The organism is Caldimonas caldifontis (genome assembly GCF_002930615.1).
GTDB classification, from domain to species: Bacteria; Pseudomonadota; Gammaproteobacteria; order Burkholderiales; family Burkholderiaceae_C; genus Caldimonas; species Caldimonas caldifontis.
In genome coordinates this window covers 119279-144732 of sequence record NZ_PSNX01000005.1, presented here as the reverse complement: position 1 = coordinate 144732, position 25454 = coordinate 119279, and the positions used below count along the sequence as shown (strand labels likewise).

The window sequence follows — 25454 nt, the reverse complement described above, 5'->3', positions numbered from 1 at the left end:
CAGCGAATTGCTCGGGCGTGATTTCCATGCCCCCAAGTGTCCAATGCCCCGACCATCATCGCAATTAGTGTGAACACGCCCTAGACTGTCACATCTACCTGGCGTGAGGGCGTCCCCGATCGGGGCAGCAGCAGCCAGGACAAGGCAGGCTGCCGGCGTACCCCTTCCCACAGCAACAGACTGAGCCCCACCGCCGCCACGAAAGACAGCAGCATGGACACCACCCCCGGCCCGGGCCATCGCGCCAACCAGGCCAGGGCCTTGGCCTGGAGGGGGGAGTGGAACACCAGGATGAAGAGGCTGCCCCGCCCGACATAGGACAGCACTCTCGTCAAGGTCTGCCAACGGCCCAGGGTGTGGCACAGGGTCAAGGCCAGATAGATGGCGGCGAGGGCCTGCAACGGGACGATGAGCGCATGGCCATAGCTGCGGAAGTTGAAGTTGATGGTCTGATGGAAGCCGAACCACAGGGCAGCGAAGATGGCTGCGGCGACCGCGATCCACAGCGGATGCGGCTGCAAGGCCAGCACCCGCCGCTTCAGATGCTGGCCGGTGAGGAAGAAGAAGCCCGAGAGCAGCAACACATCCGCACTGAAGGGCAGGCCGCAGGCGAACAGATCAGCGCTGAAGCGCGTGTGATGCATGCACGCCGTGTCATCGACCGGGTTGTGAAACAGATGGATCACATAGGCGCCCGCCCATGCCATGGCGGCCAGGGCCATCACACGGGACCGGACCGTGGTGAGCCGGGGGGCGAGCCACTGCAGGTAGGCTGCAGCGGCCACGCTGACCAGCCACAGGTGCGGCAGGAACCACATCGGGACCCACACCAGCGTGAAGCCGGTGGCATAGAACAGGGACAACGCTGTGGATTCGAGCGTGACATCCGCCCGCGCAGCATGGGTGATGGCATAGGCCAGCACCACCACGGCGAAGGGCTTGAGCAGGGCATCGGCACGCCGGCGGGCGGTGTCGGCCACGCTCCGGCCGGCGGGAAACGTCACACCGGCGAGAAAGAAGAACAGCGGCAGCCGGAAGGTGCTGATGACCTCGTCCAGCCAGAGCAGATGGTCGGCCACCCAGGCGTTGTGGCCGAAGACCACCAGCAGGATGCCCAGGCCCTTGCCCACGTCGACCAGGGCCGAGCGCGGCCGCGCCGATGCCGCGATCGCATGCTGTCCTTCGGCCGTCTGCCTCTCAACTCCCACTGCCCCTCCGAGCGCCCTTGTCCGTGAACGGATCAACGCGCTCAGCGGTGGCCGGTTGACCCCCGTTCAAGGGATTGCAGGCACGTCGATTCCCGGGACAACGCGCCGGGTCCTGGCGTTGTCGCGGGCGTCGGCGATGCTCAGCACCTGGCCGTAGCACCGCAAAAAAGCTCGCCGCCCTCACCCATCGGGCCCACGGATCTGCTCGAGGCAGGCATTCACAGGTGCAGCTCCCCCCGGATGCAGGTGACGGTGTCGCCGCCCACCCACACGTGGTGGTCGTCGGCCTCGATGAAGACGCGCCCGGCCCGCCCCAGCCGCGTGCCCTGCGCAGCCACGTAGCGGCGCGGGGCCCGGCCTTCGGCGATGAGCCATTGCGCCAGCGCGGCGTTGAGGCTGCCGGTCACCGGGTCTTCGGGGACGCCGGCATGGCTGACGAAACCACGCACCTCGAACTGCGCGTCACCGCCGTCGGCGTGGGCCCCGATCACTCCAACCTTGGCCAGCGTGGCCAGGGCCCGGTGGTCGGGCTCCAGCGACAGCACGGTCCGGGCGCTGTCGAGCAACAGGCTCAGCCAATGGGGGCCGTTGACGAGCATCCTCACGGCCAGGACCTGCTCGGGCTGCAGGCCCAGGGCAGCGAGGACCTCGCGCTGCATCGAGGGGGCCACCTCGCTGGCGCGCATCGGCGGCGCCGCGAAGGCGGGTCGTGCCCCGCTGCGGCGGATGCGCACCAGGCCCACACCGCATTGCTGCACCACTTCGTCGTCGTGCTGCGGCCGTCCGCCGGCCTCGAGCCAGGCATGGCAGGTGCCGAGCGTGGGGTGGCCGGCAAAGGGCAGTTCACCGCCCGGCGTGAAGATGCGTACGCGGTAGTCGGCGCCCGTCTCGGTCGGCGGCAGCAGGAAGGTGGTTTCCGAGAGGTTGATCCAGCGGGCGATGTCCTGCATCTGCGCATCGCTCAGGCCGTCGGCGTCAAAGACAACGGCCAGTGGGTTGCCGCGCAGGGGTTCGGCGGTGAAGACATCGACGGTGCGGTAGGGATGGACGCTCATGGGCTTCGGTTCAAGGCGTGAGGACCGGGGTACGCGCGAGCACATCCTTCAGCACGCCACCCAGCAAGGCCACGGCGCGCTCGATCTGCTCGGGCGCGAGGGTGACGAAGGACAGGCGCAGGGTGTTGGCTTGCGGGGTGCGCGCATAGAAGGCCGCCCCGGGCACGAAGGCCACACCGGCCTCCACCGCCAGCGGCAGCAGGGCCAGGCTGTCGATCTCGCTCGGCAGCGTGAGCCAGAAGAACATGCCGCCTTGCGGAGAGGTCCAGTGACACCCTGACGGGAGATGGCGGCGCAGCGCAGTCTCCATCGCGTCGCGATGCTTGGCATAGCGCGCGCGGATGGTGGGCACGTGGGTGTCGAGAAAGCCCTCGCGGATCACCTCGTGCACCAGGCGCTGGTTGAACACCGGCGTGTGCAGGTCGGCCGCCTGCTTGGCCTGCAGCAGCTTGGGGTACAGCGCGCTGGGCGCCACGACGTAGCCCAGGCGCAGGCCCGGCGCGAGCACCTTCGAGAAGCTGCCCAGGTAGACCGTGCCCTCGGCCCAGCGCGAGGCCAGGGTGGGCGCCGGTGGCGTGTCGAACCACAGGTCGCCATAGGGGTTGTCTTCCAGCAGCGGCAGGCCGGCCGCCTGGGCGGCGTCCACCAGGGCCGCACGGCGCGCCTCGCTCATGCAGCGCCCGCTCGGGTTCTGGAAGTTGGGCAGCACGTAGAGGAAGCGCGCCCGGTCGCCGCCGCGCGTGGTGGCCTCGGCCAGCGCCTCGGGCACGGGGCCGTCGTCATCGCTGGCCACTTCGTCCACTTGCGGCTCGTTGGGCGCAAAGGCCTGCAGGGCGCCCAGGTAGGTGGGCGTCTCGACCAGCACGCGGCTGCCGGCATCGAGCAGCAGGCGGCCGCACAGGTCCAGCCCCTGCTGCGAGCCCGTGGTGATCAGCACCTGGCCCGGCGACACGGCCATGCCCTGGCGGCCCAGATGCTCGGCCACCCACTCGCGCAAGGGGGCGTAGCCTTCGCTGGCCGCGTATTGCAGGGCTTCGCGCGGGGCCTCGCGCAGCACCTTGTCGGCAGCCACGCGCATCGCTTCGGCGGGGAAGGTGTCGGGTGAGGGCAGGCCGCCGGCCAGCGACAGGATGCCCGGCCGCTCGGTGACCTTGAGGATCTCGCGAATGATGGACGGGTTCATGCGGTCGGCGCGTCGGGCCAGTTGCCAGGCGAAGGTCATGCAGGGCTCCTTGGGGACAGGGTCGGTGTGCTGGGCGTGCGGGTGTCGATGGGAGCCCGCTTGCCCAGGAAGACGGTGACCACCACGGCGGCACCGAAGGCGAGTGTGAGGGCATCGAGCCGCTCGCCCAGCAGCGGCACGGCGAACAGCATCGTGAGGAAGGGTTGCAGCAGCTGCACTTGGCTCACACGCACGGTGCCGCCCAGGGCCAGGCCGCGATACCACGCAAAGAAGCCCAGCCACATCGAGCCCACCGACACGTAGGCGAAGGCGCCCCAGGCGGTGGCCGGCAGGGCCTGGGCAGGCCAGGTCAACCAGGCCAGCGGCAGCGTCACTGGCAGCGAGGCCACCAGCGCCCAGCAGATCACGTGCTCGGCGCGCATGTGCTGCGACAAGCGGGCCCCGTAGGCATAGCCGACCGCCGCGCAGGCCATCGCAGCCAGCAGCAGCAGGTCGGCCGGGTGCAGGCGCAGCCCGCCCTGTCCCGAGTTCAGCAGCGCAAAGGCCACCACCAGCACGCTGCCCAGGCCGGCGCACAGCCAGAAGCGCGGCGCGGGCCGCTGGCGGTGCAGCACGGCGCCGGCCATGGCGGTGGCCAGCGGCAGCACGCCCACGATGACACTGGCGTGCACGGCCTCGACGTGGCGCATCGCCACCGAGGTGAGCAAGGGGAAACCGAACACCACGCCGCCGGCGGTGAGCGACAGCGCCGGCCAGTCGGCGCGCTTCGGCCACGGCGCGCGTGTGGCCAGCAGGAAGACGATCGACAGCACGGCCGCCAGCACGGCACGGCCCAGGGCCACGAAGAGGCCGGACATCAGCGGCGCCTCGGGCGTGCCCACCGCCACGCGTGTCATGGGCAGCGTGAGCGCGAAGATCGCCACGCCGACAACGCCCAGCCACAGACCGCGCTGCTCGCGACTCATAGTCGCAACATCCACAAGGCGGTGGCCACCAGCACGGCCGCCATCGTGCGGTTGAACCACAGCAGACGCTGCCCCTGCGCCAGCCAGCCGCGCAGGCTGGCGCCCACGACCGCGTAGGTCAGGTTGCTGGTGAAGGCATAGACCGCCATCACCGCCAGCACGATGGCCAGGCGCTCGCCCGGATTGGCCGCAGGCGCCCCGCCGCTGCTCGTGACCCAGCCGGCCGTGAGCGCCAGGGCGAGCATCCAGGCCTTGATGTTGACGAACTGCAGCGCCACACCTTGAACGAAGCTCACGTCCAGGCGGGAACGATCGGCCTCGCCCAACTGGCGCACACGGGCGAGTTGCCAGGCCAGCCAGAACATGTAGGCCACCCCCACGGCCGTGACCGCCCAGCGCAGCGCAGGCGCCGCCACCACCACGGCTCCCAGGCCCAGGCCACAGGCCAGCATCAGCAAGGTCCAGCCCGCCGGCACGGCCAGGCAGAAGTGCAGGGCCCCGCGCAGGCCACGGTTGGCGGCCAGGGCCGTGGACAGCGTGGTGTTGGGCCCGGGCGTGAAGCTCATGGCCGTGGCCAGCACCAGCAGGGCGAGGAACTCTTGCATCGACATGGAGGCCAGTCTATGCTTCACACCAATACACCACCAATACAGATTGCCAGCGCGCAAAGCGCACTGTATTGGTTCCTCGGCCAGCACAGTCCCCCTCCTTGCGTCGCCATGCTCAGCCGTTCGTCCGACCAGACCCTCACCGACCAGCTGGCCGGGCGCTTTGCCGAGCGCATCCGCAGCCGCCTGCTGCCCCCCGGCAGCCGCCTGCCCTCGGTGCGCGAATGCGCGCGCCGGCACGACGTGAGCCCCTACACCGTGGTGGCGGCCTACGACCAGCTCCAGGCCCAGGGGCTGATCGAGGCGCGGCGCCACCGTGGCTATTTCGTGCGCGAACCGCGGCCCGACCCGGTGCGCGCGCGCCATGCCGCTGCCCCCTCGCCTGGGCCGGGCCGCAGCAGCGCGCCCATCGACGCGGCCACCCTGATCCGCGGCATGCTGCAGCGCATGCCGCGCCGCGACGGACCGCCGCGCAACGACCCCGGCCTGGGTGTGCTGCCGCAGTCCTGGCTGGAAACCTCTTTCCTGGGTGCCGCGGTGCGCCGCGTCACCACCTCGGCCAGCCTGCATGCGCTGTCGCTGCAGTACGGCGAGCCGGCGGGCGATGCCCTGCTGCGCCGCGCGCTGTCGCACAAGCTGGCCGACCTCGACATCCGTGCCGAGCCCGGCCAGATCGTCACCACGGTAGGCGCCACCCATGCGCTGGACGTCATCTGCCGCACGCTGCTGCGCCCGGGCGATGCCGTGATGGTCGATGAGCCCGGCTGGGCGGTGGAGTTCGGCCGGCTCTCGCAGATGGGCATGCGCATCCTGCCGGTGCCACGTCGTCCCGAAGGACCCGACCTCGCCGTGATGGAGGCCTACTGCCGCGCGCATGCCCCCAAGCTCTTCATCACCGTGAGCGTGCTGCACAACCCCACCGGCGGCAACCTCAGCCCCCATGCCGCCCACCGCCTGCTGGGTCTGGCCGAGCAGTTCGGTTTCCATGTGGTGGAGGACGACACCTACGGCGACCTGGCGCCGGCCCACGCCACGCGCCTGACCGCCCTGGACGGCCTGCACCGCACGCTCTACGTGAGCGGCTTCGCCAAGATCCTTGCTCCGAACTGGCGCGTGGGCTATCTGGTGGCCGGGCCCGAGCTGGTCGAGCGGCTCATCGACACCAAGCTGCTCACCACGCTCACCACCCCGTCGATCCTCGAGCAGGCCCTGGCGCATTGCCTGGAACAGGGACAGATCCGGCGCCACGCCGAACGGGTGCGGGAGCGCCTGGACGCGGCCCGCTCGCGCGCCGTGCAGCTGGCTCTGGCGGCCGGCTGCCGCTTCGCCGCCGAGCCGCAGGGCCTGTTCGGCTGGGTGGACACCGGCGTGGACACCGACCGCCTGGCCCAGCGCATGATGGACGAGGGCTACCTGCTGGCGCCCGGCTCGCTGTTCCATGCCGTGCGCCAGCCCAGCACGCTCATGCGGATCAACTTCGCCAGCACCCAGGACGCCGCCGTCTGGGAGGACTTCACACGTCTGCGCGACAGCCTGTGAAAGTGTCACCACAGCCTGTAAATCCCCCTTCGCGAGGGTGGCAAAGGGACATCGGGCTGCAGTACATTGAGCGCTCGGTGGCACGGGGTCTGGTTTCACCCGTGCGGCCTCACAACCAGCCGCCTGGCACGTACCGGGTGGCCCTGCTGCTGATGGACGAATCGACCCTACCGCTCGGCGAGCCGGAGCTGATGCGCGCGAGCGCATTCCAGCGCTACCTCGACGAGCTGGACAAGTTGCCCCCGCTGGCCGGCACCGACCGCTCGCGACTGGCTTCGCTCAGCCCTTCGCTGCTGGCCGATCTGGAACGTTTCGAACACCGCGCCAATGGCACCGAGGCGCTGGAGGTACTGGCCGCCTGCCTGCGCCACGCCCAGCAGGTGGTGGTGCAACTGCAGGCGGGGGGCGTGGTCGTGCCGGTCACGGTGTTTCCCCACCAGCGTCTGTACCACTGCCCGGCCGATCCGCAGGTCTACCTGATGCAGCGCCTGCCGCTGCTGCGCGTGATGCGCGTGGAGCCGGCGGTGATGAAACCGCCCGGCCACGATGAACCCCGGCTGATCGGCGAGTACGAGCACTACCACCCCATCGGCCCGCTGCTGTGGATGCTGGCCCTGCATGGCAGCCGAACCGAGCTGCTGCCCGAGATTGCCGGCAGCGCCTGCTACCGCACCACGCCGGGCCTGGACCTGCGCAGCCTGCCGGTGGACGGCATCCACCGCGCGGTGATCCGCCACATGCGTGACCAGCCCATGACGGTACGCGACATCGTCGATGCCACCGGGCAGAGCCCCGACGCCGTGGCGCGCCTGCTCAATGCGCTGTACCTGCAGTCCGGCCTCATCGTGAGCCGCACGTCCCCACGCATCAGCGACTCCTGGCTGGCCGGGCTGGGCCTGCGGCGCCGCGACTGGTAGCGCCCCGGCCCTGTCCCTAGCGCGAGCCCAGCGCTTCCCAGCGCTCCAGCGCTTCCATCAGCAGACCCTCGATCTGGTCGTAGCGCGCCTGCACCTCGGCCACGCGCTGCGGGGCTTCGGTGTAGAGCGCCGGGCTGGCCAGCAACTCGCCCAGCTCCTTCTGCTCGGCCTCCAGGGCTTCGATGCGCGCGGGCAGTTCGTCGAGTTCGCGCTGCTCCTTGTACGAGAGCTTGCGCGCCGCCTTGGCGGCCGGCGCGGACGCAGGCGCGGATTTCGGTGCGGCCACAGGGGCCGGTGTCGGCGCCTGGAGGGCGCGCCGCCGCGTACTCTGGCGCACCCAGTCCTCGTAGCCGCCTTCGTACTCGCGCCACTGACCCGGCGACTCATCCCCCTCCCAGGCGATCGTGCTGGTCACCACGTTGTCGAGGAAGCGCCGGTCGTGGCTCACCAGGAAGACGGTGCCGTCGTAGTCCTGCAGCAGCTCTTCCAGCAGTTCCAGCGTGTCGATGTCCAGGTCGTTGGTGGGTTCGTCCAGCACCAGCACGTTGGCCGGCCGCGCGAACAGGCGCGCCAGCAACAGGCGGTTGCGCTCGCCGCCCGAGAGCGACTTCACCGGCGAGTGCGCGCGTTCGGGGGCGAAGAGGAAATCGCCCAGGTAGCTCATCACGTGCTTGCGCGCGTTGCCGATCTCGATCCATTCACTGCCCGGGCTGATGGTGTCGGCCAGGCTGCGCTCCAGGTCGAGCGCCTCGCGCATCTGGTCGAAGTAGGCCACCTGCAGCTTCGTGCCCAGGCGCACCGTGCCGGCGTCGGGGGTGATCTCGCCCAGGATGAGCTTGAGCAGCGTGGTCTTGCCCGCGCCGTTGGGGCCGATCAGGCCGATCTTGTCGCCACGCAGGATGGTGGCGGAAAAGTCCCGCACGATGGGTCGTCCGCCATAGGCCTTGCTCACGTGCTGCAGTTCGGCCACCAGCTTGCCGCTGCGCTCGCCAGCGTCCACGTCCAGGCGCACACGGCCCACCGCATCACGGCGCTGGGCGCGCTGCTCGCGCAGGTGTTCCAGCCGCGCAATGCGGGCCACACTGCGCGTGCGCCGCGCTTCCACGCCCTTGCGGATCCACACCTCTTCCTGGGCCAGCAGCTTGTCGGCGCGTGCATTGGCCAGGGCCTCGTCGGCCAGCTGCTGGGCCTTCAGGGTCTCGTAGGCGCTGAAGTTGCCTGGGTAGCTGCGCAGCACGCCGCGGTCGAGTTCGACGATGCGCGTGGCCACCCCATCGAGGAAGGCACGGTCGTGGGTGATCAGCACCACCGAGCCGCGGAAGGCGCGCAGCAACTCTTCCAGCCAGGCGATGGCATCGAGATCGAGGTGGTTGGTGGGCTCGTCCAGCAGCAGCACGTCGGGCTGGGCCACCAGGGCCCGCGCCAGCGCCACGCGCTTGCGGTTGCCACCGGAGAGACTGTCGATGAGCGCATCGGGGGCCAGCCGCAGCCGGTGCAGCGTTTCATCGACCCGCTGCTCCCAGGTCCAGCCGTCCAGCGCCTCGATACGGGTCTGCAGGGCATCCAGGTCTTCGCCCGGCGCATGGGCCTCGTAGCGCTCGCGCAGGGCGCGAACCTCGGCGAGCCCCTCGCTCACGGCCTCGAAGACGTTGATCCGCGGCGCGAAGACCGGCTCCTGCGCCACGTAGACCATGCGCAGCCCCTGCTGCACCTGCAGCAGGCCGTCGTCGGGCTTCTCCAGCCCGGCCAGGATCTTGAGCAGCGAAGACTTGCCGGTGCCGTTGCGGCCGATCAGGCCGATGCGTTCATTGGATTCGACGGACAGCGCCGCGCCGTCGAGCAGGGCCACGTGGCCGAAGGCCAGGTGGGCGTTGGTGAGTGTGAGAAGGGCCATGGTGTGGGGCGCATTATCGACGCGGGGGTGGCCGTGGTGATTGGCGGACACATGGCATAATGATCATATTGATCAGCATGATCGAGACTGCCATGATCACCGAAGTCAGCGCCGTCAATTTCCGGCAGAACCTGGGCGAGATGCTCAATCAGGTGCAATACCGCAACGACAGCATCGTCATCAACAAGGATGGCAAGCCCGTGGCCGCCTTGGTCGATGCTGAAACCTTCGCCCGCATCCGGCGTATGCGCGATCGCTTCGACGCCTTGACCGAACGCATTTCCCAAGCGTACGCTGAAGTCCCCGCCACCGAAGGAATGGCCGAAATCGAGGCAGCCGTGGCCGCCGAGCGCCACAAGCGCTGATGCCGGCGTTGCTGCGCGTGGTGCTCGACACCAATGTGCTGGTGTCCGGTCTCGCCTACCCAGGCAGCGTGCCGGGACGCATCATGGCGGCCTGGCGCCAGGGCGCCCTGGACGGGGTGCTGTCGCACTACATCCTCGATGAAATGGTGCGGGTGCTGCCCCGGCTGACGCGGGTGGCGATGAGCGCAGAGGACATTCGCGACCTGGCCGACAGCTTCCTGTTCCTGGCCAACATCGTCGAGCCTGCGGACGTACACGAGGGTCAGCTTCGCGACCCCAAGGACCAGCCCGTTCTGCAGACGCTGCGTTCCAGCGAGGCACGTTACCTGATCACGGGCGACAAGGATCTGCTGGCGCTGGCCGACCGTTACCCCATCCTCACTCCGGCCCAGTTCTGGTCGCGGCACGGGGGCTGAGGCGCCCGCCGCTCAGGGGCTCGCCTGGAGCCTTCGCTCCAGCGCATCGACGAACACCTTGGCCACGTCGAAGCCCGTCTGCTGCTCGATCTCCTGGAAGCAGGTCGGGCTGGTCACGTTGATCTCGGTGACGCGGTCGCCGATGATGTCCAGGCCGATGAGCAGCAGGCCGCGGGGGCTGAGGACCCGGCCGATCTCGCGTGCAATCTCTCGATCGCGCTCGTTCAGGGGCTGGGCCACGCCCTTGCCGCCGGCCGCCAGGTTGCCGCGGATCTCGCTGCCCTGCGGGATGCGCGCCAGCACGAAGGGCACTGGCTCACCATCGATGATGAGCACGCGCTTGTCGCCAGCCACGATCTCGGGGATGAAGCGCTGGACCATCACCGTGCGTTCGCCGTGGGCGTTCAGGGTTTCCGTGATGCTGCCCAGGTTCAGGCCGTCGGGGCCCACGCGGAAGATGCCCATGCCGCCCATGCCGTCCAGGGGCTTGAGGATGATCTCGCGGTGTTCAGCATGGAAGCGGCGAATGTCCTCGGCGTCACGTGTCACCAGCGTGGGGGTGACGAACTGCGGGAACTCCATCACCGCCAGCTTCTCGGGGTGGTCGCGCAGGGATCGCGGCGTGTTGATCACCCGCGCCCCCTCACGCTCGGCCTGTTCCAGCAGATGCGTGGCGTAGAAGTACTCACCATCGAAGGGTGGGTCCTTGCGCATGAGCACGGCATCGACGTCGGCCAGAGCCACCACGGCCGGCTCGTCGGCCACGTACCACGGCGTGCCCGCGTCCCCCACCTGGCCGGTGAGGAGGATGTCACGCGCCAGCGCGGTCACGCGGCCGCCGCTTCGCCACGACAGGTGCCGCGGCTCGCAGGCCGCCAGCTTGTGCCCGCGTGACGCCGCCTCTCGCATCATGGCGTAGGTGGTGTCCTTGTAGGTCTTGAAGTGGTCGAGGGGGTCGGCAACGAAAAGCAGCTTCATCGGAATGGGGCAGAGGGCGATCAGGCCGGTAGTTTTGCACCTTCGGCGCGATCCTGCCGGTGCAGCCCAGGGTTGTCCCCAGTCATTGCGCTCGGGAGCGTGGCACAAACTCCCTTTTATTTACATCATCTAACCTTTTAGTACGAGAAGTTGATTGCCATGCGCCGAAGAACCCTCCTCGCTCTAGCAGCAAGCAGCCCCCTGGGGGCCGCCGTCCACGCGCAGACCGGTCGCGAAATGGTTCAGGGTTCGAACGATATCGTGCTCGGTCAGACGGGCATCCTGACCGGTCCGCTGGGCGGGCCGATCGTCTCCATGCTCAACGGCGCCCGGCTCGCCTTCGACCATGTCAACGCGCAGGGTGGCGTGGCCGGGCGTCGCATCCGGCTGGTGTCGCTGGACGACGAGCTCAAGCCCGACCTCGCGGTGAACAACTACCGTCGCCTGCTCGACGAGCACGGTGCCCTGGCCTTCTTCGGCTGTGTCGGCTCGGGCACCACGGCTGCGGCGGCATCCGTGCTCAAGGACAGCGGCGCCCCCGCCGTGGGCGGCTATGCCGTGGCCGATGCCGCGCGCGAGCGGGTGCGCGGGAGTGCCTACTTCATCCGCGCCGGCACGGGCCGCGAAGCGCAGGCCCTCGTCCAGCACCTCACCACCATCGGCATCACCCGCATTGCGGTGGCCTACCTGGACAACCCGGGCGGCAAGGAAGCGCTCGACGCCGTCACGGCGGCAATGGCAGCGCAAGGTGGCAAGCCGGTGGCCAGTGCCGCCTTTGCCGGGGACGCCAGCAATGTGGCCGCCGGTGCCACCCAGCTGGCGGCGCAGCAGCCGCAAGCCGTGCTGATGTACCTGGGCGGCACCTTGCCGGGCACCTTGATGAAGGCCCTGTGGGACGCCGGCAGCAAGCCCAGCTTCTACGGCATGTCCATCGTCTCGGGCACCCTCACGGCCAAGGTGGCCGGCGAGCGGGCACGCGGCCTGGCCATCGCCCAGGTGGTGCCCTATCCGTGGGGCGTGGTGGAGCCGGATGTGCGCGAGTACCAGCGACTGGCACAGGCCGCCAAGCTGCCGCTGGACTACTACACCTTCGAGGGGTATCTCAACGCGCGCGTGATGATCGAGGCGCTGCGTCGCGCCGGCCCGAACCCGACACGCCCCCGCTTGCATGCGGTGTTGCAGGCCATGAAGTGGCGCGTGGGCGGCATGGACATCGACTACACGGTTGATGGACTGACCGGCTCGCGCTTCGTGGAGCTGGTGCAGGTGGCCGACGGCGGCCGCTTCGTGCGCTAACGCGGCGTGGCCGGGCGAGACAGCAGCAAGGCCAGCACGCCCGCCACCACGCCCCAGAAGGCCGAGCCCACGCCCCAGAGCGTGAGACCCGACAGCGTGACGAGGAAGGTGATGAGCGAGGCCTCGCGGTGGGCCTCGTCCTTCAGCGCCACCGCCAGACCGCTGCCGATGGTGCCCAGCAGGGCCAGGCCGGCCACCGCCAGCACGAGGGCCTTCGGGAAGGCCACCAGCAGGCCGACCACCGCGCCGCCCACCACGGCCACCGCGAGATAGAAGACCCCCGCCATCACCGAGGCCATGTAGCGTCGGCGCGGGTCCTCATGCGCCTCGGGGCTCATGCACAGGGCCGCGGTGATGGCCGCGAGGTTCAGCGCATAGGCGCCGAAGGGCGCGAGCACCAGCGTGGCCAGGCCCGTCCAGGTGATGAGGGGCGACACCGGTGTGTCATAGCCCGCCGCGCGGATCGCCGCCACGCCAGGCAGGTTCTGTGAGGCCATGGTCACCACGAACAGGGGCAAGGCGACCCCGACGATGCTGGCCAGCGTGAACTGCGGCGTGGTCCACACCGGCCAGGCGAGCGACCATTCGACCGCGGACCAGCGCAGGTCTCCCATCCAGGACGCCGCCACGATGCCCACGGCCAGCACGCCGGGCACCGCGTAGCGTGGCCACCAGCGCCGCCCCAGCAGGTACGCCACGAGCATCGCCAGCACCAGGCCGAACTGCGACTCCAGCGCAAGAAAGGCCTCCATGCCGAAGCGCGCCAGCACACCCGCCAGCAGCGCCGATGCCATGCCCGCCGGGATGCGGTTCATCACGCGGGCAAAGAGGCCGGTGATGCCAAACAGCGTGATCAACAGCGCGCAGACGATGAAAGCGCCCGTGGCCTCGGCCATGCCGATGCCGCTGGCCGTGGCCGCCGTGGCGAGCACGGCTGCACCGGGCGTGGACCAGGCGGTGAGCACCGGCTGGCGAAAGCGCAGCGACAGCACGATGCTGGTGGCACCCATGCCCAGGCCCAGCGCCCAGATCCACGAGGTGGTCTGGGCCGGCGTGGCCCCCAGCGCAGACGCCGCCTGAAAGACCAGGGCCACCGAGCTGGTGAAGCCCACCAGCACCGCCACGAAGCCGGCCACCACCGCCGAGAGGGAGAGGTCCTTCAGCGCCCCCATGCCGTCATGCCTCGGCGCTCACAGCGCCACCTTGGCGCCGAGTTCCACCACACGGTTGGCCGGCAGGTGCAGGAAGTCGGCCGCCGCAGCCGCATTGCGATGCAGGCTGGCGAAGAGCTTGTCGCGCCAGGCCGCCATGCCCGATCGCAGCGAGGGCACGACGATCTCCCGCGAAAGGAAATAGCTGGTGTTCATCTCATCCAGGGTCACGCCCTGCGATTGCAGCAGCGCCAGGGCCTCGGGCACATCGGGTTCGTTCTTGAAGCCGAAATGCAGCACCACCTGCCAGCAGTGGTGACCCAGAGAATGCACTTCCAGCCGGCGGTCGAAACTGATCCAGGGCACCTCGTGGTGACGCACCGTGACGAACAGGTTGGTCTCGTGCAGCACCTTGTTGTGCTTGAGGTTGTGCAGCAGCGCATTGGGCGTGATGCCGGGCTCGGCACTCAGGAACACCGCCGTTCCCTCCACCCGTGTGGGCGGGCTGGTGAACGCCGCCTCCAGAAAGGCCGGCAGCTCGATCGCCTCGGCGCGCAGTCGTTCGCCCAGCAGCGAACGACCTCGCTGCCAGGTGGTCATCAGCGTGAACATCACCACTCCGATGGCCACGGGGAACCAGCCGCCATCGAGGATCTTCACCGCGTTGGCCGCAAAGAAGAGCGCATCCACCACGAAGAACAGCCCCGTGGCCGCCACACACAGCACCCACGGATAGCGCCAGGCGTAGCGGATCACGAAGAAGGTCATCAGCGTGGTGATCAGCATGTCGATGGTCACCGCAATCCCGTAGGCCGAAGCCAGGGCACTGCTGGAGCCGAAGGCCACCACCGCGGCCACGATGCAGGCGTACAAGCCCCAGTTCACCGCCGGGATGTAGATCTGCCCGGCCGCACGCACGGAGGTGTGGGTGATGCGCAGGCGCGGCAGGTAGCCCAGCTGGATGGCCTGCTTGGTGACCGAGAACGCGGCAGAGATGAGCGCCTGCGACGCGATCACGGTGGCGCAGGTGGCCAGGCCGATCAGCGGCAGCAAGGCCCAGCGCGGGGCCATGGCGTAGAAGGGGTTGCTCACCACCTCGGGCCGGTCCAGCAGCAGCGCGCCCTGACCGAAATAGTTGAGCACCAGCGCCGGCATCACCAGGCCGAACCAGGCCAGGCGGATGGGCCGCTTGCCGAAGTGGCTCAGGTCGGCATAAAGGGCCTCGGCCCCCGTGACACACAGGATGATCGCCCCCAGCGCGATGAAGGCCAGACCGGGATGATCGAGCACGAAGCCCAGCGCATGCTGCGGCCCCAGCGCGGCGAGCACCGCGGGGTTGCGCGCGATGTGCACGAGGCCCAGCCCGGCCAGCACGAGGAACCACAGCACCGTCACCGGCCCGAACCAGCGGCCCACGGCGCCGGTGCCGTGGCGCTGCACGGCGAACAGGGCGGTGAGCACCACCAGCGTGACGGGCACCACGTAGGGATGCAGGGCCGGCGCCACCACCTCCAGGCCCTCGACGGCCGAGAGCACCGAGATGGCGGGCGTGATGACGCCGTCGCCGAAGAAGATGGCCGTGCCGAACACGCCCAGCAGCAGCAGGCGGCGGCGCAGCGCCGGGCGGTCCTTCACCGCCTGCGAGGCCAGCGCCATCATGGCCACCAGCCCGCCTTCGCCATGGTTGTCGGCCCGCAGGATGAGCGTGACGTACTTGAGCGAGACGATCACCGTGATCGTCCAGAACATCAGCGAGAGAATGCCCAGCACGTTGTCGGGCGTGACCGGCATCTGCCCGTGGGTGAAGGCCTCCTTCAGCGCATACAGCGGGCTGGTGCCGATGTCGCCATAGACCACCCCCACCGCGCCCAGGGTGAGCGCGGCCAGCGGCGTGCCCGCGTGGGAGGACGGCGCAGCTTGCACGGCGGGTGCCGGGTCAGTCGTAGGTCTCGGCGTCCGGGTCGGTCGCTTCCAGCTCGTAGCTCGCCGCCAGCATGGCCAGGCGGGCGATCACGCCGTACATGTAGAAGCGGTTGGGCGCACTGGCTCCGGGCTTCTCGCCGGGGCGCGGCAGGTGGGTCGATTCCGCGAAGGCCAGCGGCACGAAGCTCGCCCCGGGCGAGTTCAGGTTCTCGTCGATGCCACGCTCGGCATGCACACGGTAGAAGCCGCCCACCACGTAGCGGTCGATCATGTAGACCACCGGCTCGGCCACGGCTTCGTTGATGCGCTCGTAGGTGGGCACCCCTTCCTGGATCAGCACCTCCGACACCGACTGGCCGTCCTTGATCACGCTCATCTTGTTGCGCGTCTTGCGGTTCAGTTCGGTCAGGTCCTTGGCATCGCGCACGGTCATGATGCCCATGCCATAGGTGCCGGCATCGGCCTTGACGATCACGAAGGGGCGCTCCTGAATGCCGTATTCCTTGTACTTGCGGCGGATCTTGCCCAGCAGCGCATCGACGTTGCCCTGCAGGCAGTCCAGGCCCTCGCCTTCGTGGAAGTTGACCTTGCCGCACTGCGCATACATCGGGTTGATGAGCCAGGGGTCCATGCCCAGCAGCTTGGCAAACTTCTTGGCCACCTCTTCGTAGGCATTGAAGTGGTTGGACTTGCGCCGCACCGCCCAGCCCGCGTGCAGCGGCGGCAGCAGGTACTGCTCGTGCAGGCCTTCGAGCACCGGGGGCAGGCCGGCCGAGAGGTCGTTGTTGAGCAGGATGGTGCAGGGGTCGAAGTCCTTGAGCCCCAGGCGACGCTTGCTGCGCAGCAGGGGTTCGAGCGTGAGCGTGCCGCCATCGGGCAGCGAAAGCGTCGTGGGCTCCTTGATCTCCTCATCCAGCGTGCCCAGGCGCACGTTCAGGCCGGCCTGGGTGAAGATCTGCATCAGCCGCTTCACCGCCATCAGGTAGAAGGTGTTGCGGGTGTGCTTCTCGGGCACCAGCAGCAGGTTCTTGGCCTCGGGGCAGATCTTCTCGATCGCTGCCATCGCGGCCTGCACGGCCAGGGGCAGCATTTCCTCGGTGAGGTTGTTCCAGCCCGCCGGGAAGAGGTTGGTGTCCACCGGCGCCAGCTTGAAGCCGGCGTTGCGCACGTCCACCGAGGTGTAGAAGGGCGGCGTGTGTTCCATCCACTCCAGCCGGAACCAGCGTTCGATCGCCGGCATGGACTCCAGGATGCGTTGCTCAAGCTCGTTGATCGGGCCGGTGAGGGCCGTGATGAGATGGGGAACCATGCGCGCGGTGCCTGCGTGAAATGCCCGAGGGCCGGACTGGGGATTCTAGGGAATTGAGGGCCGGCCTGCTGCACTGCAAGAGGCTCGGCCCAAGAAAAAGGGCCTCCCGCAGGAGGCCCCGAGCCGTTCGCGCACCAGGCGCGAGCGAACACTTACTTGCTGTAGGCGGTTTCGCCGTGCGAGGCAATGTCCAGACCTTCGCGCTCTTCCTCTTCCGGCACACGCAGGCCGATGACGAGATCGACGATCTTGTAGGCGATGACCGAGACCACGCCCGACCACACGATGGTCAGGATCACGCTCTTGGCCTGGATCCACACCTGCGAGGCGATGGAGAAGTCCTCGCCGCCGGTGCCGCCCAGGCCCGGTGCGGTGAACACGCCGGTGAGCAGGGCCCCCACGATGCCGCCCACGCCATGCACGCCGAACACGTCCAGCGCGTCATCGGCGCCCAGCATGCGCTTGAGGCCGTTCACGCCCCACAGGCAGATGAAGCCCGCCAGCAGGCCGATGATGATGGCGCCCATCGGGCCCACCGAGCCACAGGCCGGGGTGATGGCCACCAGGCCGGCGATCGCACCGGAGGCTGCCCCCAGCATGGAGGCCTTGCCCTTGGCCAGACCTTCGCCGATGCACCAGGCCAGGGTGGCCGCGCCCGTGGCGACGATGGTGTTGATGAAGGCCAGGGCGGCGCCCGACGTGGCTTCCAGGTTGGAGCCGGCGTTGAAGCCGAACCAGCCCACCCACAGCATCGAGGCGCCGACCATCGTCAGCGTCAGCGAGTGCGGCGTCATGGCTTCCTTGCCGAAGCCGAGGCGCTTGCCCACCATGTAGGCGCCCACCAGGGCCGCCACGCCGGCGTTGATGTGCACCACCGTGCCGCCCGCGAAGTCGAGCGCGCCGTCTTCCAGCAGCAGGCCGCCAGCACCCCACACCATGTGGGCGATGGGCAGGTAGCTGAAGGTGAACCACAGCACCGAGAAGAGCAGCACCGCCGAGAACTTGATGCGCTCGGCGAAGGCGCCCACGATCAGGGCGCAGGTGATGGCCGCGAACGTCGACTGGAAGGCGATGAACACGTACTCGGGCAGCTTGACCTCATCGGTGAACGTGTCGGCCAGGCTGTCCGGCGTCACGCCCATCAGGAAGATCTTGTCGAGCGAGCCGATGAAGGCGCCTTCCCCGCCAAAGGCCAGGCTGTAGCCATAGATGGCCCACAGCACGGTGATGAGCGAGAAGATCACGAAGACCTGCATCAGCACCGACAGCATGTTCTTCGCGCGCACCAGGCCGCCGTAGAACAGCGCCAGGCCCGGGATGGTCATCATGATGACCAGCGCAGTGGCCGTCATCATCCAGGCCACGTCGCCCTTGTGGACGGCGGGCTCGGCAGCAGCGGCTTGTGCCGCAGGAGCTTCAGCGGGAGCAGCGGCCGTGACGGCCGGCGCTTCGGCGGCCGCAGACGCCGCAGCGTCCTGGGCCAGGGCGACGTCCACGAACCCGAGGGCCGACAGACCGAACGCCAGGATGGCAAGCAGTTTTTTCATGGGTTGTCTCTCTAGGTCGGAAGGATCACAGGGCGTCCTTGCCCGTCTCGCCGGTGCGGATGCGCACCACCTGCTCGAGGGCCGACACGAAAATCTTGCCGTCACCGATCTTGCCGGTGCGGGCTGCGCCTTCGATGGCTTCGATGACGCGATCGACGATGGCATCGTCCACCGCCGCCTCGATCTTCACCTTGGGCAGGAAGTCGACGACGTACTCCGCCCCACGGTACAGCTCGGTGTGGCCCTTCTGGCGGCCGAAGCCCTTGACCTCGGTCACCGTGATGCCCTGCACCCCGATGGCACTGAGGGCTTCGCGCACTTCGTCCAGCTTGAAGGGCTTGACGATGGCAGTCACCATCTTCATGGCTTGCTCCTTGAGAAAGTAGGAAAGGCGGCGCCCGCCCTGCGCGACGGGCGCCTGAGGTTTACATGGCCTTGGTCAGCGTGACGATGAAGCGGGCCTTGTTGATGTCGCCATAGAAGTCCTTCTTGTTGGCACCCACCACATGGCCGCCCAGCGAGAAGCCGGAGCCCAGATCGTAGGTCGCACCCACCTTGTAGTCGTAGTAGTCCTCCAGGCCGGTGCTGCTGCGGAAGCGGCTGAAGCCGACCGCACCATCGAGGGTGAGACCGCTGATCACCTCGTACTCGGCCGTGAGTGACAGGTAGCCGGTGTTGCGCCCGCTGGACACCCCGAAGTACTCCTTGGACACCGTGTGCGAGTATTTGGCACCGAAGGGGCCGTAGCTCAGGCCGCCATAGACTTCGGTGGTGTTGGCATCCGACAGGCCAGGGTAGATGTACTGAAGCACGCCGACGTCGTAGCCCAGGCCGGCCACTTCGCCCTGGTAGCCGCCATAGACATCCATCTCGATGCCATTGGCAAAGCTGATGCTGGAGTTCCAGTTGCCGACGTAGAAGCCGCCGATGCTGTAATCGAAGCCGCCCTGGATGGCCGGCTTGTTGTCGGTCTGGTCCTGTCCGCGGAACTTGTAGTTCGTGGTCAGGCTGAAGTTGGTTTCCACGCCTTGGGCCAGGGCCGGGGCTGCAACAAAGGAAGAGGCAAGCGCCAGGGCAAGCAGGGTTTTGCGGGACATGAACGAACTCCTCAACGGGGTGGGTGACAGGAACCGCAGCCCTTTCTGCACGAAGCGTGCCACTGCCCGCAGCCCGCTCACCTGCCCCAGGACGGCGCAGCCCGCCCTTCTTGCGCACCAAAGCCGCACCCTGGCGGTGCAGGCGCAGTGCTTGCACCATCTTTGTGCCATCCCGCGTCCCGGGGTGCGGGTGCTACACCCGGTTACGGCGCTTCTGGCCAGAATGCAGCCCCAGGGCGGGTCGCCCCGCCGCACAAGAACAGCACCCATTCAGGAGAGGTTTGCCATGTCACTGGCCGTGATCCACAGCCGGGCGCTGGCCGCTTTGCAGGCGCCGCCCGTCACCGTCGAGGTGCACCTGGCCAACGGCCTGCCCAGCTTCACGCTGGTGGGCCTGGCCGACACCGAGGTGAAGGAAGCCCGCGAGCGCGTGCGTGCCGCCCTGCTCAACAGCGGCCTGGAGTTTCCGCACAACAAGCGCATCACCGTGAACCTGGCCCCGGCCGACCTGCCCAAGGAGTCCGGCCGCTTCGACCTGCCCATCGCCCTGGGCATCCTGGCCGCCCAGGGCCAGATCCCGGCCGACGCGCTGGGCGGCTACGAATTCGCGGGGGAACTCTCACTGGCCGGCGACCTGCGCCCGGTGCGCGGCGCCCTGGCCATGAGCCTGGCCCTGCGTCGACAGGGCGAGGGCCGTGCCATGGTGCTGCCCATGGACAGCGCGCGCGAGGCCTCGCTGGTGCACGGCACCGTCGTGTATGGGGCCCGCCACCTGCTCGACGTGGTGCAGTCGCTGCAACCGGCCGGCAGCGGCGTGCCCGATGACAGTGGCTGGGTGCGCCAGCAGGAAGCCCCCGACGACATGCCTGCCACCGGGCCCGACCTGCGCGACGTGAAAGGCCAGGCCGGCCCCAAGCGTGCGCTGGAGATTGCCGCGGCCGGCGGCCACAGCGTGCTGATGGTGGGCCCGCCGGGCACCGGCAAATCCATGCTCGCCCAGCGCTTTGCCGGGCTGCTGCCGCCGCTGGACACCGAAGCCGCCCTGGAGTCGGCTGCCGTGCTCAGCCTGGTGGGCAGCTTCGACCCGGCGCGCTGGCGCCAGCGGGTGTTCCGTGCACCCCACCACAGCGCCTCGCCGGTGGCCCTGGCCGGCGGCGGCTCGCCGCCCCGCCCCGGCGAGATCTCGCTGGCCCACCATGGCGTGCTCTTCCTCGACGAGCTGCCCGAATTCCCCCGCGCCGCCCTGGAAGTGCTGCGCGAGCCGCTGGAGACCGGCCAGATCACCATCTCGCGCGCCGCCCACCAGGCCGAATTCCCGGCCCGCTTCCAGCTCATCGCCGCGATGAACCCCTGCCCCTGTGGCTACCTGGGCTCGCGCCAGCGCCTGTGCCGCTGCAGCCCCGAGGCGGTGTCGCGCTACCAGGGCAAGCTCAGCGGCCCCCTGCTCGACCGCATCGACGTGCAGGTGGAGGTGGCCAGCGTGGCCCATGACGAACTGCTGAAGCTGCCCGAAGGCGAGTCCACCGCGGCCGTGGCCGAGCGCGTGGCCCGGGCGCGGGAACGCCAGCTGGCCCGCCAGGGCTGCACGAACGCCCTGCTGCACGGTGCCCTGATCGACACCCACTGCCCGCTGGACGACACGGCTTCGCGCTTCCTCCAGGCCGCCGCCGCCCGCCTGGGCTGGTCGGCCCGCAGCCTGCACCGCGTGCTCAAGCTCGCACGCACCGTGGCCGACCTGGCCGGGGCCGACACCCTGGCCGTGGCCCACCTGGCCGAAGCCATCCAGCTGCGGCGGGCCTTGCAGGCGACGTGATCAGGAGGAGGACGCCGCCTGCTTGAAGTGGCGCGCTTCGAGGTCCTTGGCGGAGGTCAGGCGCAGTGCCACCAGCACGCGCTCGAACCAGGTGAGCGGCCGGATGCGGCCGTCGGGCAGGAACAGCGCCGGCCCCAGGATGGGCTCGTCGGCGATGGTGGACTCCTTGTACAGCGGGGTCTTCGCGGACTCGGACATCGTCGTCTCCTTCCTGGCCACACGTGCGAGGCAGAACCCACCTCATATGTAACAACGTGTGACAGAAGGAGTGTAGCCCAGCTCAGGCTCGCGTGGCCTTGCGGGCGGTCACCTCGATCTCGATCTTCATGCGCGGGTCGAGCAGCGCTGCCGACCACATCGTGGCGGCCGGCCGCACCGCGCCGAGGTAGCGCCGCAGCACGGGCCAGCAGGCCTCGAAATCGGCCGCCCTGGGCAGGATGTAGTGGACGCGCACGACGTCCGCCAGGTCGGCTCCCGCCTGGCGCAGGGCGTGCTGGATGTTCTTCAGGCATTGCTCGGCCTGCTCAGCCACGTCGTCCGAGATGGTCATGCTCGCGTAGTCGAAGCCGGTGGTGCCCGACACGAAGATCCAGTCGCCATCGACCACGGCGCGGGAATAGCCAATCTGCTCCTCGAAGGGGGAGCCGGAACTGATGAGGGATCGGGTCATGAGAGGAACTTTCGAAGGTCGGTGAGCAAGGCCTCGGGGGCCTCTTCGGGAATGAAGTGTCCGCAGGGCAGCGGATGGCCCCGCACGTCCTCGCCCTTGGCCTGCCAGGTGGCCAGCACGTCGAACATGCCGTGCATCTTGCCGTACTCGCCCCAGATCGTGAGCAGCGGGCAACGCACCCGCAAGGCCAGGTCGCGCTCGTCGTCCTCGACATCGCGCGTGGCGGCGGCGCGATAGTCCTCCAGCGTGGCGCGGATCGTGCCGGGCAGGGTGAAGGCGCGCAGGTACTCCTGCACCATCGGCTCCTCGATGGCCCCGGCCTGGAAGCTCAGCGAGCGCAGCACATGGCGCAGGAAGGCCTCAGGCGCCGCCGAGATCATCACCTCGGGCAGGTCAGGGGCCTGGAAGAAGAACCAGTGCCAGTACGCAGCCGCCAGGTGCCGGTCGGTCTGCATGAACACGGTGTGGGTGGGCACGATGTCGAGCACGCACAGGCGCGTGACGGCCTCGGGTTGATCCAGCGCCAGCCGGTGCCCGACGCGCCCACCGCGGTCGTGCCCCACCACCGCATAACGCGCATGACCCAGCGCGAGCATCAGCGCGTGCATGTCGCGCGCCATCGTCTTCTTGTCGTAGCCGTCACGCGGCTTGTCGGAATCGCCGTAGCCGCGCAGATCGGGGCAGACCACCGTGTACTGCCCGGCCAGCGCCGGCGCAATCTTGTGCCACATCTGCGCCGTCTGCGGCCAGCCGTGCAGCAGCAGCACCGGCGGGCCCTCGCCCCCCGCCCAGACGTTGATCCTGATGCCGTTGGCGCGCACCGTGTGGCGCGCCAAGCCGGTCATGACGTCCATTGTCGTCTCCTGCGTTGGGGCCGGCGGCCCTTCAGTCCCCCGAAGGGTCCATTCGTTCGAATCTCGGCCGGCGGCGCCCGTCCCACTCGATGGTTTCGAGAAACATCGCGTAGGGCCTCACCCACAGGCCCGAAGCGTTGTAGAGCGGACGGTACAGCACCATCGGCTCCAGTGACTCGCTGTGGCGAACCACGCCGAGCACTTCGTACTCACCGCCCTTGTAGTGACGGTAGCGACCCAGCGCAATGGAAGGAAGCGGTGTCATGAGCGCCATTCTCCATCCAGGTCGACCCGCTGAACGCTGCGGGGGGGCTTATGCCGTCCCGCCCCCATCGATCAGGTCCTTGCCGTTGTGGGGGAGTCCACACACCTTCCGTGGCAAGGCGACGATCCAGACGGCGTGGCATGACGGGCTGCTTGCCTCCCAAGAGCTCGCGCTCGGCGACCTCATCTTCACTGAGGTTCTGCGGGGCTGCAAGCATGACAAGGAGTTCAACGAAGTTCGCCGTCTGCTTGGGCGTTACGGTTCGAGGAACGATCGACGTTGTACTGGCCACTCGATGCATCGTCAGCGGCTATCGTCTGTTGCACAGCGACCGCGACTTCGACGCCTTCGAAGCGCATCTGGGCCTGCAGTGCGTGGCTTCCGAAGGCTAGCCAAGATGGCTTGATTTGAGGCGGCCTGCGCCCACAGGTGCAGGCAATACCCCACAAAGAGGCGTGAGTGAGGTGGTTGGCCTGGCTGGCCCCGGCATTTTCCGCGCAGCTCTTGGCATCCCGGCCGTCTGTGGATACCCCCTGGCCCGTCTCGGTGGCCCTGGCTTCCTACAATGCAGATGTGAATTTCTCGCCTGCCGGCGTCCTCAACGCCGATCTCCATTGCCATTCCAGCGTCTCCGACGGCACGCTTTGCCCGGAGGACCTGGCGGCGCGTGCGCAGGCCAATGGGGTGCAGTTGTGGGCCTTGACCGACCACGACGAAGTGGGCGGGCAGCACCGGGCGCGGGCGGCGGCCTTGAGCCTGGGGCTGCCTTACCTCACGGGCACCGAGATTTCCGTGACCTTCGCGGGTGAAACCGTGCACATCGTGGGCCTGGGCTTCGATCCGGACGATGCGGCCCTGGTTGACGGCCTGGCGCGCACGCGCGGTGGGCGCGAGGCGCGGGCGCGGGAGATGGCCGAGGGGCTGGCGCGGGTGGGCATCCGCGGGGCCTATGAGGGGGCACTCAAGTACGTGGGCAACCCCGAGCTGATCTCGCGCACGCACTTTGCGCGCTTCCTGGTGGAGGTGGGCGCCTGCCGCGACACGCAGGAGGTGTTCCGCAAGTACCTCACCGAGGGCAAGCCGGGCTATGTGCCGCACCGCTGGGCCAGCCTGCGCGATGCCGTGGGCTGGATCGTGAACGCCGGCGGCGTGGCCGTGGTGGCCCACCCGGGGCGTTACAAGTTCACGGCCAACGAGGAATACGCGTTGTTCAGCGAGTTCCGCGAGTTCGGCGGGCGCGGCGTGGAGGTCGTCACCGGCAGCCACACGCAGCAGGACTATGTGAAGTACGCGGCGCTGGCGCAGGAGTTCGACCTGCTGGCCTCGCGCGGCTCCGATTTCCACTCGCCCGACGAAAGCCATACCGACCTGGGCGCCCTGCCCTACCTCAGCGGCACGCTGCGCCCGGTGTGGGAAGCGCTGGCCGATCGCGTCCACCTGCCTTCGTGAACCCTGCCACCGCGGCTCCGCCCACGCGCGTGCTGTCGGGCATCGGCCTGACGGTGCTGGCCGTGGCCTGCTTTGCCACGCTGGACAGTGGTGTGAAGCACCTCAGCCTGGTGCTGCCCATGCTGGTGGTGGTGTGGTTCCGCTACGGGGTGCAGGCGCTCATCATGGGCGTGTGGCTGCTGAGCCGCGGGGGCTGGCGGCGCTTTCGGGTGCAGCACCCGCGCTTCCAGTTGCTGCGCGGCGTGCTGCTGCTCACCACCAGCGTGCTGGCCTTCTATGCGCTGCGGGTGATGCCGCTGGCCGAGTTCACGGCGGTGGTGATGCTGGCCCCCGTGTTCGTGACGCTGCTGGCGCCGCTGGTGCTGCGCGAGCACGTGTCGGCCCTGCGCTGGGCGCTGGTGGTGGTGGCCTTTGTGGGCGCGCTGCTGGTGATCCGGCCGGGCAGCGGCCTCTTCGGCTGGGCCGCGCTGCTGCCTCTGACGGTGGCGCTGGCCAGTGCGCTGTTCCAGCTCGTCACCAGCCGCATGTCGGGGCTGGAATCGCCCATGACCACGCACTTCTACACCGGCGCCATCGGCGCGGCGCTGCTGGGCGTGGCCCTGCTGGCCAGCCCCGTGGATGCCTTTGAATCGCTGGGCGCCGCCAGCCTGCAGCATTGGGCGGTGCTGACGATGGTGGCGCTGATGGGCACCTTCGGGCACCTGGCCTTCATCTACGGCCTGGGCCGCGCGCCCACGGCGGTGCTGATGCCCTTCACCTACGCGCAGATCGCCTTCGCCACGCTGTGGGGCTGGATCATCTTCTCGCAGACGCCCGACGCCTGGGCCTTTGCCGGCATGGCCGTCATCGCCGCGAGCGGCGCCACCTCGGTGTGGCTGAACGTGCGCGCCCGCTCCCAGCCGCAGGCACCCGCCGCCGCGGACGCCATCGCGGACTGAGTTCGGCTCACCCG

At 68.8% G+C, this 25454-nt stretch carries 25 protein-coding genes; 8 read left to right on the top strand and 17 right to left on the bottom strand.

Going from position 1 to position 25454, the window contains the following annotated elements; genetic code table 11:
- Positions 1 to 80 precede the first annotated feature (80 nt).
- The 5 genes from C1704_RS07740 to C1704_RS07720 form a co-directional block, all read right to left on the bottom strand.
- Positions 81 to 1208: an acyltransferase family protein gene (locus C1704_RS07740; protein ID WP_170064649.1), complete on the bottom strand. Its 1128-nt coding sequence runs from the start codon at positions 1206 to 1208 to the stop codon at positions 81 to 83.
- A 218-nt stretch (positions 1209 to 1426) separates the two neighbouring features.
- Positions 1427 to 2263, bottom strand: a complete 837-nt coding sequence (locus tag C1704_RS07735) for a PhzF family phenazine biosynthesis protein (protein ID WP_104302159.1) — start codon at positions 2261 to 2263, stop codon at positions 1427 to 1429.
- 10 nt (positions 2264 to 2273) lie between these two features.
- A complete protein-coding gene (locus C1704_RS07730) occupies positions 2274 to 3485 on the bottom strand; it encodes an aminotransferase-like domain-containing protein (protein WP_104302158.1) in 1212 nt (403 codons plus the stop codon).
- The gene (locus C1704_RS07725) at positions 3482 to 4411 is read right to left on the bottom strand and encodes a DMT family transporter (protein WP_104302157.1); all 930 of its coding nucleotides are present in this window, start codon (positions 4409 to 4411) and stop codon (positions 3482 to 3484) included. The genes C1704_RS07730 and C1704_RS07725 overlap by 4 nt, the downstream gene beginning before the upstream one ends.
- Entirely contained in the window at positions 4408 to 5022 is a 615-nt protein-coding gene (locus C1704_RS07720; protein WP_104302156.1) for a LysE family translocator, read from the bottom strand. Before C1704_RS07720 ends, C1704_RS07725 begins: the two co-directional genes overlap by 4 nt.
- A 108-nt stretch (positions 5023 to 5130) precedes the next feature.
- Here C1704_RS07720 and C1704_RS07715 point away from each other — a divergent pair, with 108 nt between their 5' ends.
- Positions 5131 to 6558 (top strand): aminotransferase-like domain-containing protein, encoded by a 1428-nt coding sequence (locus tag C1704_RS07715; RefSeq protein WP_104302155.1) that lies wholly within the window; start codon positions 5131 to 5133, stop codon positions 6556 to 6558.
- Positions 6559 to 6659: 101 nt separating this feature from the next.
- The gene (locus tag C1704_RS07710; RefSeq protein ID WP_245876416.1) at positions 6660 to 7475 is read left to right on the top strand and encodes a helix-turn-helix domain-containing protein; all 816 of its coding nucleotides are present in this window, start codon (positions 6660 to 6662) and stop codon (positions 7473 to 7475) included.
- A 16-nt stretch (positions 7476 to 7491) separates the two neighbouring features.
- Here C1704_RS07710 and C1704_RS07705 read toward each other — a convergent pair whose 3' ends face one another.
- Positions 7492 to 9369: an ATP-binding cassette domain-containing protein gene (locus C1704_RS07705; RefSeq protein WP_104302154.1), complete on the bottom strand. Its 1878-nt coding sequence runs from the start codon at positions 9367 to 9369 to the stop codon at positions 7492 to 7494.
- Positions 9370 to 9461: 92 nt separating this feature from the next.
- On the opposite strand from C1704_RS07705, the gene C1704_RS07700 reads away from it, so the two are divergent.
- Both C1704_RS07700 and C1704_RS07695 read left to right on the top strand, forming a co-directional pair.
- On the top strand, positions 9462 to 9734 hold the full coding sequence (locus tag C1704_RS07700) for a type II toxin-antitoxin system Phd/YefM family antitoxin (RefSeq protein ID WP_104302167.1): 273 nt from the start codon (positions 9462 to 9464) through the stop codon (positions 9732 to 9734).
- Entirely contained in the window at positions 9734 to 10150 is a 417-nt protein-coding gene (locus C1704_RS07695; protein ID WP_104302153.1) for a putative toxin-antitoxin system toxin component, PIN family, read from the top strand. Before C1704_RS07700 ends, C1704_RS07695 begins: the two co-directional genes overlap by 1 nt.
- Before the next feature lie 12 nt (positions 10151 to 10162).
- Here C1704_RS07695 and gshB read toward each other — a convergent pair whose 3' ends face one another.
- Entirely contained in the window at positions 10163 to 11128 is a 966-nt protein-coding gene (gshB, locus tag C1704_RS07690) for a glutathione synthase (RefSeq protein ID WP_104302152.1), read from the bottom strand.
- 261 nt (positions 11129 to 11389) lie between these two features.
- Between gshB and C1704_RS07685 the strand changes: the two genes are divergently transcribed.
- A complete protein-coding gene (locus C1704_RS07685) occupies positions 11390 to 12424 on the top strand; it encodes an ABC transporter substrate-binding protein (protein WP_245876415.1) in 1035 nt (344 codons plus the stop codon).
- On the opposite strand, the gene C1704_RS07680 is transcribed toward C1704_RS07685, so the two are convergent.
- From C1704_RS07680 to C1704_RS07655, 6 genes are all read right to left on the bottom strand, one after another.
- Positions 12421 to 13596, bottom strand: coding sequence for a benzoate/H(+) symporter BenE family transporter (locus tag C1704_RS07680; RefSeq protein ID WP_104302150.1), 1176 nt, complete (start codon positions 13594 to 13596; stop codon positions 12421 to 12423). The genes C1704_RS07685 and C1704_RS07680 overlap by 4 nt on opposite strands.
- 18 nt (positions 13597 to 13614) lie before the next feature.
- A complete protein-coding gene (locus tag C1704_RS07675) occupies positions 13615 to 15498 on the bottom strand; it encodes a potassium transporter Kup (RefSeq protein WP_104302149.1) in 1884 nt (627 codons plus the stop codon).
- Positions 15499 to 15511: 13 nt separating this feature from the next.
- On the bottom strand, positions 15512 to 16807 hold the full coding sequence (gene gshA, locus C1704_RS07670; RefSeq protein WP_104302148.1) for a glutamate--cysteine ligase: 1296 nt from the start codon (positions 16805 to 16807) through the stop codon (positions 15512 to 15514).
- 152 nt (positions 16808 to 16959) lie between these two features.
- Positions 16960 to 18354 carry an ammonium transporter gene (locus C1704_RS07665; RefSeq protein WP_104302147.1) on the bottom strand — a complete coding sequence of 465 codons (1395 nt, stop codon included), beginning with the start codon at positions 18352 to 18354 and terminating at the stop codon, positions 16960 to 16962.
- Positions 18355 to 18379: 25 nt separating this feature from the next.
- Positions 18380 to 18718: a P-II family nitrogen regulator gene (locus C1704_RS07660; protein ID WP_104302146.1), complete on the bottom strand. Its 339-nt coding sequence runs from the start codon at positions 18716 to 18718 to the stop codon at positions 18380 to 18382.
- A 61-nt stretch (positions 18719 to 18779) separates the two neighbouring features.
- Complete coding sequence (locus C1704_RS07655) at positions 18780 to 19451, bottom strand: TorF family putative porin (protein ID WP_104302145.1); 672 nt, start codon at positions 19449 to 19451, stop codon at positions 18780 to 18782.
- Between the two features lie 286 nt (positions 19452 to 19737).
- Between C1704_RS07655 and C1704_RS07650 the strand changes: the two genes are divergently transcribed.
- On the top strand, positions 19738 to 21264 hold the full coding sequence (locus tag C1704_RS07650; RefSeq protein WP_104302144.1) for a YifB family Mg chelatase-like AAA ATPase: 1527 nt from the start codon (positions 19738 to 19740) through the stop codon (positions 21262 to 21264).
- Here C1704_RS07650 and C1704_RS07645 read toward each other — a convergent pair whose 3' ends face one another.
- The 4 genes from C1704_RS07645 to C1704_RS07630 all read right to left on the bottom strand — a co-directional run bounded on the left by C1704_RS07645 (position 21265) and on the right by C1704_RS07630 (position 23062).
- Positions 21265 to 21462 (bottom strand): hypothetical protein, encoded by a 198-nt coding sequence (locus C1704_RS07645; RefSeq protein ID WP_104302143.1) that lies wholly within the window; start codon positions 21460 to 21462, stop codon positions 21265 to 21267.
- 82 nt (positions 21463 to 21544) lie between these two features.
- Complete coding sequence (locus tag C1704_RS07640) at positions 21545 to 21934, bottom strand: RidA family protein (protein ID WP_104302142.1); 390 nt, start codon at positions 21932 to 21934, stop codon at positions 21545 to 21547.
- On the bottom strand, positions 21931 to 22788 hold the full coding sequence (locus C1704_RS07635) for an alpha/beta fold hydrolase (RefSeq protein WP_104302141.1): 858 nt from the start codon (positions 22786 to 22788) through the stop codon (positions 21931 to 21933). Before C1704_RS07635 ends, C1704_RS07640 begins: the two co-directional genes overlap by 4 nt.
- A gap of 31 nt (positions 22789 to 22819) precedes the next feature.
- The gene (locus tag C1704_RS07630; protein WP_104302140.1) at positions 22820 to 23062 is read right to left on the bottom strand and encodes a DUF1653 domain-containing protein; all 243 of its coding nucleotides are present in this window, start codon (positions 23060 to 23062) and stop codon (positions 22820 to 22822) included.
- 564 nt (positions 23063 to 23626) lie between these two features.
- Between C1704_RS07630 and C1704_RS07620 the strand changes: the two genes are divergently transcribed.
- Together C1704_RS07620 and C1704_RS07615 are read left to right on the top strand one after the other, a co-directional pair.
- Positions 23627 to 24502: a 3',5'-nucleoside bisphosphate phosphatase gene (locus C1704_RS07620; protein WP_104302166.1), complete on the top strand. Its 876-nt coding sequence runs from the start codon at positions 23627 to 23629 to the stop codon at positions 24500 to 24502.
- Positions 24499 to 25440, top strand: a complete 942-nt coding sequence (locus C1704_RS07615) for a DMT family transporter (RefSeq protein WP_104302138.1) — start codon at positions 24499 to 24501, stop codon at positions 25438 to 25440. Before C1704_RS07620 ends, C1704_RS07615 begins: the two co-directional genes overlap by 4 nt.
- Positions 25441 to 25454: the final 14 nt, after the last annotated feature.

Coding starts and splice junctions, on each gene's coding strand:
- C1704_RS07735 (WP_104302159.1), bottom strand. CDS start 2,263: ATGAGCGTCCATCCCTACCGCACCGTCGATGTCTTCACCGCCGAACCC.
- C1704_RS07730 (WP_104302158.1), bottom strand. CDS start 3,485: ATGACCTTCGCCTGGCAACTGGCCCGACGCGCCGACCGCATGAACCCG.
- C1704_RS07725 (WP_104302157.1), bottom strand. CDS start 4,411: ATGAGTCGCGAGCAGCGCGGTCTGTGGCTGGGCGTTGTCGGCGTGGCG.
- C1704_RS07720 (WP_104302156.1), bottom strand. CDS start 5,022: ATGTCGATGCAAGAGTTCCTCGCCCTGCTGGTGCTGGCCACGGCCATG.
- C1704_RS07715 (WP_104302155.1), top strand. CDS start 5,131: ATGCTCAGCCGTTCGTCCGACCAGACCCTCACCGACCAGCTGGCCGGG.
- C1704_RS07705 (WP_104302154.1), bottom strand. CDS start 9,369: ATGGCCCTTCTCACACTCACCAACGCCCACCTGGCCTTCGGCCACGTG.
- C1704_RS07700 (WP_104302167.1), top strand. CDS start 9,462: ATGATCACCGAAGTCAGCGCCGTCAATTTCCGGCAGAACCTGGGCGAG.
- C1704_RS07695 (WP_104302153.1), top strand. CDS start 9,734: ATGCCGGCGTTGCTGCGCGTGGTGCTCGACACCAATGTGCTGGTGTCC.
- gshB (WP_104302152.1), bottom strand. CDS start 11,128: ATGAAGCTGCTTTTCGTTGCCGACCCCCTCGACCACTTCAAGACCTAC.
- C1704_RS07680 (WP_104302150.1), bottom strand. CDS start 13,596: ATGGGGGCGCTGAAGGACCTCTCCCTCTCGGCGGTGGTGGCCGGCTTC.
- gshA (WP_104302148.1), bottom strand. CDS start 16,807: ATGGTTCCCCATCTCATCACGGCCCTCACCGGCCCGATCAACGAGCTT.
- C1704_RS07665 (WP_104302147.1), bottom strand. CDS start 18,354: ATGAAAAAACTGCTTGCCATCCTGGCGTTCGGTCTGTCGGCCCTCGGG.
- C1704_RS07660 (WP_104302146.1), bottom strand. CDS start 18,718: ATGAAGATGGTGACTGCCATCGTCAAGCCCTTCAAGCTGGACGAAGTG.
- C1704_RS07655 (WP_104302145.1), bottom strand. CDS start 19,451: ATGTCCCGCAAAACCCTGCTTGCCCTGGCGCTTGCCTCTTCCTTTGTT.
- C1704_RS07650 (WP_104302144.1), top strand. CDS start 19,738: ATGTCACTGGCCGTGATCCACAGCCGGGCGCTGGCCGCTTTGCAGGCG.
- C1704_RS07645 (WP_104302143.1), bottom strand. CDS start 21,462: ATGTCCGAGTCCGCGAAGACCCCGCTGTACAAGGAGTCCACCATCGCC.
- C1704_RS07640 (WP_104302142.1), bottom strand. CDS start 21,934: ATGACCCGATCCCTCATCAGTTCCGGCTCCCCCTTCGAGGAGCAGATT.
- C1704_RS07635 (WP_104302141.1), bottom strand. CDS start 22,788: ATGGACGTCATGACCGGCTTGGCGCGCCACACGGTGCGCGCCAACGGC.
- C1704_RS07630 (WP_104302140.1), bottom strand. CDS start 23,062: ATGGCGCTCATGACACCGCTTCCTTCCATTGCGCTGGGTCGCTACCGT.